This is a genomic window from Bacillus sp. FSL R10-2780 (genome assembly GCF_038006125.1).
GTDB lineage: Bacteria > Bacillota > Bacilli > Bacillales > Bacillaceae_G > Bacillus_A > Bacillus_A cereus_U.
In genome coordinates this window covers 1,708,224-1,720,243 of the sequence record NZ_JBBOUQ010000001.1, presented here as the reverse complement: position 1 = coordinate 1,720,243, position 12,020 = coordinate 1,708,224, and the positions used below count along the sequence as shown (strand labels likewise).

The following is a 12,020-nucleotide window of genomic DNA, read 5'->3' as shown; positions in this document are numbered from 1 at the left end:
TTCAGGAGCTGAAATCCAATATTTTCTTTCTGTTAAATCATTTATGATGGACCTATGAGATTTCACCAAAGTCTAGTGTACTTCCTGTTTCTACTAAAGTCTTTGTATTATTTAATATCATCCACCAGGCCTTGTTGCTGTTCTCATAATAAGGATCATCTTCTTTCCATTGGTCATGAATGAGTATTAATTTCGTGCATGATCCAATAGGTTTTAGAATATAAGAAATTCTTGACTCAAATGCACGATCATCTTTCATATAAGACTTTCCAGGATAGTGAGTAAATCGAAGTAACTGATTTGGTTCATATTCCAATACGTTTCCGTATACATGCACCGTTTCATTTCCATCTAATCCAGGACCTACATATTCCAAGAGATCGCCCACTTGAAATGTAGATCGAATGATGGACCCATAATAAATTTGTTTTGTACCCTCAGGAGAGATCAATGCCTTCCAAACTGCCTCTGGTGAGCCTGCAATATAAAATTCATACATCAAATTCTTCATGATTTTTATGCCTCCTAAAAATTTAATTCGCTACATGTACATTATAAAAAAACTTCACTGACAATTACGGTCAGTGAAGTGAAGGGTTTTTATAATGATTGAATAATTCAAAGCTGATAGTTGCCAATCTTTCTTGTAATAAAGTTGGTTCCAGAATGCTAATAGATTTACCATAAGGGAGAAGGAAGTAAGGTACAAAAGTATGAATAGACTCTATATCAACCTTAAAAAGAGCTTGATTGTTTTTTCGTTCTATTAAAGCATGGTTAAATAACCAATGCTGACATAAATCATCAAGCGCATGTGGCATGCCTTGGATACGGACAGAAATGAGTTCTTTAAGTTGGTTTGAATCAGGTAAAATGTCTTTTAGAAAGAAAGAACGCGCTGAAAATTCCAAGGGCCGATCAAATTTTTTATCTGTTCTGGATAATGATTGAATACGATCGATTCGAAAACTTCGAATTTCTTTACGCAGATGGCAATAAGCCACTGTGTACCACTTGCCTTTCCAATAAACAAGACCATAAGGATCAATATGACGTGATTGAGGTTCGATTTCTCCCCCCTTACGATAAACAATAAATAACCTATAACTTTCGGCAACAGAAATTTCTAAATCTTGAAGAATAGATTTCAAAGAGGGTTCGACAGTAGGATGGATGACTTCAAACCCTCTTAAATGACGATTGATATGATTCAATTGTTCCTCGTTTGTATACATTTTCAATTTAGAAATTGATGCATCTAGCGCTTCACTAAAGGGATACCCTGCATCTATTGCAAATTTTGCAGCATGGACAAGCGCTTTCTGCTCATCCAAATTAAAAAACAAAGGTGCCTTTGTAAACTCATTCAGTAAACTGTACCCACCATTATGCCCTGCATCTGAAATAATTGGTACTCCACTTGCACACAGAGCATCAATATAGCGGTACACCGTACGAATACTGATTTCTAATTCCTCTGCTAATTCCTTAGCAGTCAATTGTTTTCTCGTTTTGAGGAGCCATAAAATAGAAAGCATGTTAACCATTTTAGACATATATAGACATTCCTTTCGCAAAGATTCAAGATAAGCATTCTACATTAGTATAAAACATTCTGCTTCTCTATTAATCATATTCCAATTACACAATATGGCCCTTTAGTGGAGTAACTTTATTACTACCCAATAGTTCCTTAATCAGCCTTTCAGTTCCGATCTTCTTTTCATTTTTCACTATAAATACACGCCTTTAGATAAATAGATTAAAAGGGATAAAATAACGCATCTTTTAGTCAGAAATCCGACTTATGAGACAGCTCCTTTATTTATTTATTTATTAATCTAACCGAATTTCAAACTCAAGCATAGCTTGATCTTTCATAAATGGCATACTTTGTTCTTTAAATAATAAGCTAATTCCAGAGAGATTATTAGGAAGAGTAGGGGAAACTACAAATTGGTAGCTAACATGTCCATCTGTTCCAGTCCATCCTTCTGACCAGCAATCGTATGTAGTATTTATAGATAATTCAACAAGGCTATGTGTATTTATTTCATTAAGTATTTTGTTTTTCGAATCCCATTCTTTATATAAGTAAATTACGCTAGCATTAGAATATTGACGAATAAAGGTTACAGTATATACTGTTCCATTACGTTCATAAGTTTTTAAAACGGGTATATGTTTTTTAAACTTAGCCGGTTCAACCCGAGGTTTAAATTCTTCTTCGTCCATCATGGAAGAGAATAATGAATTTAAATAGTTTGGATAAAATCCGTACTGCTTTGCCCAATTAGAAGTAGCCTCATCAGGCGGAAATCCTGGGTTCCCATTCGAAAGTTCTTTTCTTTCTTTTAATAGGGCGCAAATTTTTTCATCAATAGAGTATAAGCGTTCATCGTAATGATCAGTAGGGCGTTCAAAAGACATTCGTTGCATAATCATTCCTCTTTTCCTTTATTTTTGGTTTCATATTTTATTATAACTGAAACAATTCTCATTTTTTACAATATAATCAATTAATTTAAATATTGCGAAAATAGGATGTTTATGTGTTAAAATAAATATAGAAAACCATTTATTAACTATCGGCAGGTTAATAGAAAAAGGGTATAAATAGTTAATAATGTCACAATTAAAATGCAACTAGATAGTTAGGAGGAATCATTATAATGGATACTACACAACAAAACAGTAATGCATGGGATAAGAAGGTTGAAGAAGGTTCGAGATACACTCAACCTGTAAGTAGTGAGGTTATTGAAAAAAGTAAATCAGGTGAATGGGAGATCACAGTCACCACAGAAAAATCAGTTCCTAGAGATTGGTTTCCGAAGTCATTAGAGGGATTAAAGATACTTTGTTTAGCATCAGGTGGAGGGCAACAAGCACCAGTACTGGCTGCTGCTGGAGCAGATGTAACAGTTACTGATATATCTAAGAAGCAATTGGAACAAGATGAAAAGGTAGCGGAACGGGATGGATTAACTTTAAAAACAGTACAAGGAGATATGTCAGACCTTAGTGATTTTGAAGATGAATATTTTGATATTGTCGTAAATCCTGTTTCTAATTTGTTTGTAAAAGATGTTCATCTTGTATGGAATGAGATTTCAAGGGTTTTAAAGAATAAAGGTATTCTTATTTCTGGATTTACAAATCCTTTACTATGGATTTTTGATGACAATCAAGAACAAAAAGGTATTTTGGATGTTAAACATTCAATACCTTCATCAACATTGGATTATTTACCAGAGGATGAAGTTCAAGATTACATTAATTCAAATCAAACAATAGAATACGCACATACTCTAGAAGATCAAATCCAAGGTCAAATTGAAGCTGGTTTTGTTGTAATGGGTTTTTATGAGGATGATTTTGGTGGAACAAGGATATTAGATAAGCATATTAAAACTTTTATTGCTACAAAAGCTATAAAGTTAAAGGTTGATTAAAATTTCTGGCTCGTTAGTCGAAGAAGTTAACTTGAAAACAATAAAAGTTCAATGTATGTCAAAAAGGATGGCACTTGCCATCCTTTTCTTTGTGTATTTTGAGTGTCAAAACAAGTTTTACACCCCTGAACCGAACCGGTTATAATATATAGTCTGTCATTTTCCCCTTAATTTTTCACATCATTATATAGTTCCAGCGCCTCTTTCACATTCAATCTATTTTTCACAATGCCATGAATTGCTTGAATCATCGCAGCTGGATGTTCGGACTGCCATATGTTTCGGCCCATGTCTACGCCGATTGCGCCTTCTTGCAGCGCATTGTACGTAATGTTTAATGCGTCTTCGATTGAATCTAGTTTTGGGCCGCCCGCGATTACGACTGGGGCAGGGCATGTGCTCGTAATTTTTTCGAATCCTTCGCAGTAATATGTTTTAATAATGTCAGCTCCCATTTCAACACATACGCGGGAAGCGAGTGCTAGGAAGCGAGCTTCACGTTTTTGTAATTCTTTCGCAACGGCGGTAATACCGAGTACTGGCAGGCCGTAATCGTGAGCTTCAGATACTACATTTGCGAGATTTGAAACAGTTTGTGTTTCATAGTCTGATCCGACAAAGACAGAAACGCCGACGCCAATTGCGTTTTGTTTTACTGCTTCTTTCACAGGTGTAACAATTGTTTCATTCGCTAAATCTTTGCCGACTACAGTTGCCCCGCCTGATACACGCATAACCATCGGTGTGCTGCAGTTTTCAGGTATACAGGAGCTGAGTACACCTCGTGTTAAAAAGAGGGAGTCTGTATATGGAAGCAAGTTTTTAACTGTTTCTAACGGTTGTTCAAGTCCGTGAATCGGTCCTAAAAAGTAGCCGTGATCTATCGCTAACATAACTGCTCTGCCGTCAGGTAAAATTGTATTTAATCGATTTTTAAATCCCCAAGTCATTAGGAATCACTCCTTCGTTAATGTTGGATTTTCAGTTTGTACAGTATCTTTATTTGGTAAATGTGGTGACTTTATAAAAACAGCTTTAAAAGGCTTATCGGAATGGTTAATAAGATAATGAGATTCATGAGGTCGAACTTGCAAGACATCACCTTGTTTGATCGGAACTCTCTCGTTATTCACATAGAAATCTATTTCGCCTTCTAACGCATAGAAGACTTCTTCGCAAGTTGTATGATAGTGATTTTGAAACTCTTGCCCAGGCTGAATAACGACTAGGCCAAGATCGATATTTGGACCTTGTATTAAATATTTAGGCCCGTTATCACCGAAGCGATAGGTGAAATCATCCTCATTCACTTTAAGCATAGAAATCACTCCTTTATGTAATGTGTTACAGCGCACCTGGGGCAATCCACATATGTGATGTGAGGCCTTTATCAGCTAAAGAAAGTTGGCTAGCATACACTGTTTTCCATGTTTCATAGAATCCTTTATAAAGCTCATGATTTTCAGCGTTTGGCTTAAATGTGTTTTCCCACTGTACAAATTGTTCGGCAGTTTCTTCCATCGATTCAAAAATGCCTACGCCAACTCCAGCGGCAATTGCCGTACCTAAAGCAGCGGCTTCTTTTACAACGGGTACTTTAACAGGGATTCCGAGGACATCTGCTAGTATTTGTGGCCAAAGTTTACCTTTAGCAGCGCCGCCAGCAAAGGTTACTTCAGAAGGGAAATTACCTGTGAGAGCTTCTATTAATTTCAAGTTGCCGAGTGTAACGAAGGCGGCATTCTCTTCAATTGCGCGGAACATTTCTTTCTTACCGCATTTTTCAGCATCTAAACTTAAATTTAAAAAGGATGGTGCAGCATGTCGCCAAGAAATATAATTCATTACATTTGAAAAAGTGGGGATTATGCCATGTGAACCTACAGGTACTTCTTTTGCTTGTTCTTCTAGTAATTCATAAGCATCTACACCGAGTTTTTCAGCGAGCCTTTTTTCTTCTTGGCAAAAAGCATCTCGAAACCATCTCATAACAAGGCCAGGGAAGAAGGCGATTGTTTCGTATTGCCATAGGTTAGGAATGACGTGGCAATTAACACGAATCGCCGCATTTGGATCAGTTTCTGGTTTTGTTATATTTACTTCTTGCTGCCAAAAGCTACCCCCGCATATTAATGTTTGATTTTGCTTAACAACTCCAGTTCCGAGTGATGCCATTTGAGCATCACCGCCGCCAGCAACGACCGGTGTTCCTTCATGTAATCCTGTTAATTCAGCACTTCGTTTTGTGATATTTCCGATAACTGTACCAGCTTCATTTACTTTTGGAGAAAAGGCTAGAGTAAGACCGCATTGCTCAGCAACCCAGTTATCCCAAGCTCTATTTTGTAAATCGAATATACCGGATGTACATCCATTTGAAGAATCAATTTGCAGTGCGCCGCACAATTTATATAAAATCCAATCGTTTAACATCGTAAAGGAATGAATGTTTTTGTACACGTCTGGTTCATGTTTTTTAATCCAAAGTAAGCGAGGTAAAGCACCTAACGAAAAAGTTTGACCTGATTTTCTATATAAACCTTCTTCAATTTCGGAACGAATTTGTTTTAGCTCACTAACTTCCGCTGATGCGCGGCCATCAACATTTGCACAAGCCCATATTTCTTGCCCGTTTTTATCGTATAAAACAAAGCCTTCACGCATACTCGTTGCACTAATACCTTTAATAGAAGAGGGGGACGTATTACTTTTTTGAAGAACCTCTTTCGTACATTTTTGAACGAGCTGCCAGTTTTCTGTTACATCAAAATTCATAGAACCAGGGTAACGACTATCTGATTTATGAACCCACTCTTTTTGACTAACGGCAAGTTGATTACCGTTTAAATCAAAAAGAACTGCTCGAATGCTCCCTGTACCAGCGTCGTAAGCTAATAGAGTAGACATTAAGAGTCACCTTCCTTTCTTAATAAGGAGAGGGCAGTTTCTTCATCCGTAATTAATGTATGAATGAACTTTCCTTTTAAGGCGCCGTAAATTGCATCTATCTTTTCCGTACCGCCAGCTACACCAACGACATGTTTCATATTTTGAAGAACAGAGAGTGGTGTGCCGATAAGACGATTATGATGAGGAAGTTCTAATTGTTTTCCGTTAGTATTATAAAATTGCCCTAAAATATCTCCGGCCCCGTTTTGACTACGTATATAAGTCATTTCACGTAGCGTTAGTTTTTCTTCTTTCACAATTGTGGCGTCTTGAGATAAGCTTCCAATGCCAACTACTGCTGTATGAGCGAGTGAAGCGACGTGAAGCATATCTTTCACGCTCGGTTCAGATAGAATAATTTGCGTCATTTCGTTTGTAGATGTAAGAAAAGGGGTAGGAATAATATGAAGATCGCCTTGCATGTAGTTTAAATAGCTTTGGTTTCTTGGAATATAGTGATTTACGCCTCCTGTAAGAGTAACGATTGAAAGATTCATAGAGCTATCAAAATGAATGTTTTCTAGCATTTTACTTATCGTCTCTCCCCAGCCAATCCCAAGTAAATCTCCTTGTTGCAGATGAGTTTCTAAATATTGTGCGGCAGCTTTTCCGAGTGAAAATGCATAATCCTCAGTTGGCGTTGGAATAACGAAAGCATCTTTTAGATGGAATTTTTTCATAAGGTCACGTTCGATGCTTAAACAGTGCAAACCAGTACCTTTTACGTGAAATGTGACGACACCTTCCGTCCGTGCTTTATCTAACAACCGAACGACTTTATTTCTTGAAATGTGAAGAAGTGAAGCAATTTCTTGCTGGGTTAATTGATCTTTATAATAGTACCAAGCTACTTTTGTTAACAAATTGTCTTCAAAGTTGAGCTGTGACATACTCTTCATCCCTTTCAACAATTGACCACTGCTTAAACATATGTGTTCGTTATTTTGTTTATTCCAGTTGAAGCGATAAAATAGTCCAGTGAAAAAAGTGTTCTAGATATGAAAAAATAAATATACAATGCTACAAAACAAGTAGAACAAAAAATCATTTTCTCAAAAAATGTTCTGCATAAAGGCAGGTGACAACATGTGGAGAACGTGCCCTTATTAGAAGTTACAAAAATGAGTAAATCTTTTTCAGGTCAACTCGTATTAAAAGAAGTCAATTTACAATTAGAGCGTGGAGATGTATACGCTTTAGTCGGAGGAAATGGTGCCGGGAAATCAACATTAATGAAAATATTAACGGGTTTGTATTCATACGATGCTGGCAAGATGTATGTGAAAGGGGAAATACAACAGTTTTCAAACACAGCAGAAGCACATCAACATGGCATATATTTAATACCACAAGAGCCACTCATCTTTCCGCATATGACAATTGAAGAGAATATTTGTATCGGAATGAAAGCGAAAAAGAAAGAACTTCGAAATAAAATTAATAAGTTGCTAGAAGACTTAGGCTGGAACATTCAACTTCAGGATTTAGGATTATCGTTATCCATTGCCCAGCAACAATTAGTAGAAATATTGAGGGGATTAATAAGGGAAGCTGAGATTCTTATTTTAGATGAGCCAACATCGACATTAACAACTCACGAAATTAAGAGTCTTTTTGTGTTGATGAAAAGTTTAAAAGAAAAAGGAATTGGCATGATTTACATTACGCATCGTTTTCCAGAAATCTTTGAAATTGCGAATAAAGTAGCAATTTTACGTGACGGAATGATTGTAAGTCAAGGTGATGTATCAAGGTATACATATGACATGCTAATGGAGGGGTTATTACCGAAAGGATATAAATTTGAGGAGAAAAAAGAGATCATACAAGAGGAAACAGAGCATTCGGAAAAACTATTAGATGTCACGAATGCGTCAAGCTATGCGTTTCAAAATGTATCATTAACTGTACACGCTGGAGAAGTTGTCGGGATTGCAGGTATCGTCGGATCAGGTAGGACTGAATTAGCTGAATCAATATTTGGATTAATGCCTTTGAAATCAGGTTCTGTTTTATTAGAGGGAAAATCCATTACGAAGTATTCGGTACATAAGCGAATAAAGGAAGGTATGGTGTATGTACCGGAGGACCGGGCAGGGAATGGCATTTTTTCAATTGCGTCTGTGAAAGAAAATATAACAGCTGCATCTTTAAACAGTATGAGTAGCTTCTTTTTAAATAACAAAAAAGAAAGCGCTTTATCAGAGTTGTATATAAAACAGTTTAGAATTGTTGTCCCTCATATGAATGAGAAAATGACGTCTTTATCAGGTGGGAACCAACAGAAGGTCGTGTTAGCGAAATATCTTGCATGTAATCCGAAAGTGATTATTCTTGATGAACCGACCCGTGGTATTGATGCGAAAGCAAGACTAGAAGTATACGAAACGATACAAAGTTTGAAGAGAGAGGGACTTGCGATCATATTAATTTCTTCAGATATGGAAGAAATCGTTCAATTAGCGAATCGTGTTTATGTGATGAGAAACGGAGAATTCGTCTCTCATTTGGAGAAGAAGGAAATTTGTATTGATGAAGTTACACGCCTTGCGTACGGAGGAAAGGGAGGTGTAACGGAGTGAACCGTTTATTTAAAATGCATGAGACGTCTATTATTATTTTATTACTTCTTTACATAGCCTTCGTTGGAGTAATGAACCCTAGTTTTGTTCAGTTTAGCTCTTTATCTTTAATTATGAAATCAAGCGTTATTTTAGTTGTTTTGGCAATTGGTCAATCTTTCGTATTGTTTACGAAAAATATAGATGTATCAGTAGGATCTATTATGGGATTAAGCGCTGCGGTTTGCGGGATGTTGTTAACAGATGGATACAGTGCCTTTATTTCAATATTTGCGGCAATTATACTTAGCGCCCTTATTGGTATGGTAAACGGAATTGGCGTTACGAAATTTAGGGTGCCAGCTATCATTATGACATTAGGAATGCTCGGGATTATTAGAGGCGTAATGTTAATATTTACGGGCGGAAAGTGGATTGAAGATATTCCGAATGAGTATAAACAAATTTCTTCTATTATGATGTTAGGGATTCCGATAACGGTATGGACCGTTCTTATCATATTACTGCTGCTATATTTCTTTTTAATGAAAGTTCAAATTGGAAGATATTTTTATGCGGTCGGTGATAATGAAGATGGTGCAAGGCTTATTGGAATACATGTAGATAAAGTGAAAATATACGCGTTTATCATATCAGGCATAAGCGCTGGGTTCGCTGGATGTATATTCGTAATGAATATTGGATTCGTTCCAAATCAAACAGGTACAGGGATAGAATTGCAAGTTATCGCTGCTGCTGTTTTAGGTGGTATTCATTTAAAAGGAGGAACAGGTTCAATATTTGGAGCGGCATTAGGTGCATTCTTCTTAGAAGTGATAAGCAGTTCACTCGTCTTTTTAAAAATACCTGCATTTTGGAATAGTGCTATTTCAGGATTTTTACTTTTACTCATCATCATATTAGATAGTGTCTTAAAAAAATGGAAGAAACTCCGGCAATTAGAAGAAAGGAGGGTGAATCTATGAGGGGAATACGTAGCTTGTATAGATGGGAAGGGGTTCTTCTCATATTGCTTCTCGTAGAATTCATTCTCTTTAGTTTCATAAATAGTGATTTCTTAAACATTAGTAACCTCCTTTTTAGTATGAACGATTTCCTCATTATTTCAATCGCGGCTATTCCGATGACATTTGTCATTGTAACTGGCGGAATTGATGTTTCAGTAGGATCTATTATGGGGCTTACTTCGATTCTTATCGGAGTACTTTGGATGAATGGCATGCCTATACTGTTAGCCGTTATCATTGCGCTCGTAATAAGTTGCATAGCGGGCGGATTAAATGGACTTATTATAAAAATGACAGATGTAGAACCTCTTGTCGTTACACTTGGAACGATGTTTTTATATGCAGGAATCGCCCTTGTTATTTCAGGTGGTTCGGGTGCAGCGGGCTATGAAGGAATAAGTGGTTTACCAGATTCGTATGTGCAACTGGCAAATGGTAGTTTTATCGGTATACCTAATTTATTATGGCTCCTTGTCATTTTAACGATAGTATTTACGATATTGTTTCACCGTACAACATACGGTCGCCACGCAAAATTAACTGGCGCAAATGAAAGTACGGCGAAATATTCCGGAATTCGAACGAAGAAAGTAGTGATTACTGCTTACGTACTTTCTGGGTTAGGAGGTGGATTAGGAGGAGCTTTCTTAACCGCGTATTTCGGTTCTGCTCGTGCTGATATTGGAAGTGAAACCATTTTGCCAGTTATTACGGCAGTTGTATTAGGCGGCACACTAATTACAGGCGGAAAAGGGAGTATTATTGGGACAGTACTAGCGAGTGTTTTTATAGGACTCATGCAGTACGGTTTGCAAATGACGGGCTTAACGAATGAACAATCTAATGTAGTAATAGGTATTATCCTTATTGTTTCTGTTATTATGAGACATTTCAAATTACAACGATTCACTACGGGGAAAAGAAGGAATTTGCATAAGGGGGAAATGTCATGAAGAGAAAACTGGGGATTGTTATTATTATGTGTATTTGTTTAATCGGTTTAATTGCTTGTTCTAGCCAAACTGCGGATAAGAAAAAAGCAGATGATGTAAAATTTGCGTTCATTCCGAAATTAACGGGAGTTGGCTTTTTCACATCAGGTGGTGAAGGTGCAAAAGAGATGGGAGATAAGTTAGGTGTACAAGTGAAGTACGATGGACCGTCTGAGGCAAGTGTATCAGGGCAAGTAAAATATATAAACAATTTTATTAACCAAAACTATGATGCAATTATGGTTTCATCTACGTCAGTTGATGGTCTCTCGCAATCATTACAACGTGCAAAGAAAAAAGGGATGACAGTATTAACGTGGGATTCTGATGTGAATCCGAAAGACCGTTCGTTTTATATTAGCCAAGGTACACCAGATCAACTTGCAAACTTATTAATTGAAATGACTTCTAAGCAAATTGGGGATAAAGGAAAAGTAGCATTCTTTTATTCAAGCCCGACTGTAACAGATCAAAATCAGTGGGTAACGAAGGCGAAAGAGATTATTAAAGAGAAATATCCGGATTGGGAAATTGTAACAACGCAATACGGTGAAAATAATGCGCAAAAATCTTTATCAGTTGGAGAGAGCATTTTAAAAACATATCCAGATATTAACGCAGTAATATGTCCAGATGCAACAGCACTACCAGCAATGGCACAAGCAGCTGAGAATTTGAAAATGGATAAGAAAGTAGTCGTAACGGGGTTTTCGACACCGAACGTTATGCGTGATTATGTGAAACGAGAAACAGTACAACAATTTGGATTATGGGATGTAAAACAACAAGGTGCACTAGCAACTTATGTTGCAAATGAAATTGTTGTAAAAGGGAAGAAGTTAAAAGTCGGGGATAGCTTTGAAGTAAAAGGAATCGGAAAAGTGAAAGTAGAGCCGAACTCTATTCAAGGGTATGACTATGAGGCAGAAGGAAATGGTATTATCGTATTACCTGAACGAGTTGTATTTACGAAAGATAATATCGATAAGTATAATTTCTAGTAGAAAATAAAAACGTCCGAATATATCGGACGTT

At 36.8% G+C, this 12,020-nt stretch carries 12 protein-coding genes; 5 read left to right on the top strand and 7 right to left on the bottom strand.

Translation table 11 applies throughout. The features are described from left to right. Positions 1-52 precede the first annotated feature (52 nt). The 3 genes from NSQ47_RS08970 to NSQ47_RS08960 all read right to left on the bottom strand — a co-directional run bounded on the left by NSQ47_RS08970 (position 53) and on the right by NSQ47_RS08960 (position 2,439). Positions 53-511: an SRPBCC domain-containing protein gene (locus tag NSQ47_RS08970; RefSeq protein ID WP_002147085.1), complete on the bottom strand. Its 459-nt coding sequence runs from the start codon at positions 509-511 to the stop codon at positions 53-55. A gap of 70 nt (positions 512-581) precedes the next feature. Next, positions 582-1,556, bottom strand: coding sequence for a helix-turn-helix transcriptional regulator (locus NSQ47_RS08965; protein ID WP_002200118.1), 975 nt, complete (start codon positions 1,554-1,556; stop codon positions 582-584). Positions 1,557-1,836: 280 nt separating this feature from the next. Continuing rightward, positions 1,837-2,439, bottom strand: a complete 603-nt coding sequence (locus NSQ47_RS08960; RefSeq protein WP_340824429.1) for a hypothetical protein — start codon at positions 2,437-2,439, stop codon at positions 1,837-1,839. A 233-nt stretch (positions 2,440-2,672) separates the two neighbouring features. On the opposite strand from NSQ47_RS08960, the gene NSQ47_RS08955 reads away from it, so the two are divergent. Further along, positions 2,673-3,455: a class I SAM-dependent methyltransferase gene (locus tag NSQ47_RS08955; RefSeq protein ID WP_340824427.1), complete on the top strand. Its 783-nt coding sequence runs from the start codon at positions 2,673-2,675 to the stop codon at positions 3,453-3,455. Between the two features lie 167 nt (positions 3,456-3,622). Here NSQ47_RS08955 and lsrF read toward each other — a convergent pair whose 3' ends face one another. From lsrF to NSQ47_RS08935, 4 genes are read right to left on the bottom strand one after another with little or no spacing between them, the layout of a single operon-like run. Continuing rightward, positions 3,623-4,405 carry a 3-hydroxy-5-phosphonooxypentane-2,4-dione thiolase gene (lsrF, locus tag NSQ47_RS08950; RefSeq protein ID WP_002084866.1) on the bottom strand — a complete coding sequence of 261 codons (783 nt, stop codon included), beginning with the start codon at positions 4,403-4,405 and terminating at the stop codon, positions 3,623-3,625. A 6-nt stretch (positions 4,406-4,411) separates the two neighbouring features. Further along, on the bottom strand, positions 4,412-4,774 hold the full coding sequence (locus NSQ47_RS08945) for a cupin domain-containing protein (RefSeq protein ID WP_000921867.1): 363 nt from the start codon (positions 4,772-4,774) through the stop codon (positions 4,412-4,414). Positions 4,775-4,799: 25 nt separating this feature from the next. Then, positions 4,800-6,362 (bottom strand): autoinducer-2 kinase, encoded by a 1,563-nt coding sequence (gene lsrK / locus NSQ47_RS08940; protein ID WP_340824424.1) that lies wholly within the window; start codon positions 6,360-6,362, stop codon positions 4,800-4,802. Continuing rightward, positions 6,362-7,294 (bottom strand): sugar-binding transcriptional regulator, encoded by a 933-nt coding sequence (locus NSQ47_RS08935; RefSeq protein WP_199692884.1) that lies wholly within the window; start codon positions 7,292-7,294, stop codon positions 6,362-6,364. The genes lsrK and NSQ47_RS08935 overlap by 1 nt, the downstream gene beginning before the upstream one ends. A 198-nt stretch (positions 7,295-7,492) precedes the next feature. Here NSQ47_RS08935 and NSQ47_RS08930 point away from each other — a divergent pair, with 198 nt between their 5' ends. The 4 genes from NSQ47_RS08930 to lsrB are packed head-to-tail and all read left to right on the top strand — an operon-like array spanning position 7,493 to position 11,986. Continuing rightward, positions 7,493-8,986, top strand: a complete 1,494-nt coding sequence (locus NSQ47_RS08930) for a sugar ABC transporter ATP-binding protein (protein WP_340824420.1) — start codon at positions 7,493-7,495, stop codon at positions 8,984-8,986. Next, positions 8,983-9,951 carry an ABC transporter permease subunit gene (locus tag NSQ47_RS08925; protein WP_002110490.1) on the top strand — a complete coding sequence of 323 codons (969 nt, stop codon included), beginning with the start codon at positions 8,983-8,985 and terminating at the stop codon, positions 9,949-9,951. Before NSQ47_RS08930 ends, NSQ47_RS08925 begins: the two co-directional genes overlap by 4 nt. Beyond that, positions 9,948-10,946, top strand: a complete 999-nt coding sequence (locus tag NSQ47_RS08920; RefSeq protein WP_002110489.1) for an ABC transporter permease — start codon at positions 9,948-9,950, stop codon at positions 10,944-10,946. Before NSQ47_RS08925 ends, NSQ47_RS08920 begins: the two co-directional genes overlap by 4 nt. Then, positions 10,943-11,986: an autoinducer 2 ABC transporter substrate-binding protein LsrB gene (gene lsrB / locus NSQ47_RS08915; protein ID WP_341036662.1), complete on the top strand. Its 1,044-nt coding sequence runs from the start codon at positions 10,943-10,945 to the stop codon at positions 11,984-11,986. The genes NSQ47_RS08920 and lsrB overlap by 4 nt, the downstream gene beginning before the upstream one ends. The last annotated feature ends 34 nt before the right edge of the window (positions 11,987-12,020 follow it).

Bases quoted from the DNA above. Each gene is read 5' to 3' on its own strand.
- NSQ47_RS08920 (WP_002110489.1), top strand. From the start codon at position 9,948: ATGAGGGGAATACGTAGCTTGTATAGATGGGAAGGGGTTCTTCTCATA.
- NSQ47_RS08935 (WP_199692884.1), bottom strand. From the start codon at position 7,294: ATGTCACAGCTCAACTTTGAAGACAATTTGTTAACAAAAGTAGCTTGG.
- NSQ47_RS08945 (WP_000921867.1), bottom strand. From the start codon at position 4,774: ATGCTTAAAGTGAATGAGGATGATTTCACCTATCGCTTCGGTGATAAC.
- lsrB (WP_341036662.1), top strand. From the start codon at position 10,943: ATGAAGAGAAAACTGGGGATTGTTATTATTATGTGTATTTGTTTAATC.
- NSQ47_RS08960 (WP_340824429.1), bottom strand. From the start codon at position 2,439: ATGCAACGAATGTCTTTTGAACGCCCTACTGATCATTACGATGAACGC.
- lsrF (WP_002084866.1), bottom strand. From the start codon at position 4,405: ATGACTTGGGGATTTAAAAATCGATTAAATACAATTTTACCTGACGGC.
- lsrK (WP_340824424.1), bottom strand. From the start codon at position 6,362: ATGTCTACTCTATTAGCTTACGACGCTGGTACAGGGAGCATTCGAGCA.
- NSQ47_RS08970 (WP_002147085.1), bottom strand. From the start codon at position 511: ATGAAGAATTTGATGTATGAATTTTATATTGCAGGCTCACCAGAGGCA.
- NSQ47_RS08955 (WP_340824427.1), top strand. From the start codon at position 2,673: ATGGATACTACACAACAAAACAGTAATGCATGGGATAAGAAGGTTGAA.
- NSQ47_RS08965 (WP_002200118.1), bottom strand. From the start codon at position 1,556: ATGTCTAAAATGGTTAACATGCTTTCTATTTTATGGCTCCTCAAAACG.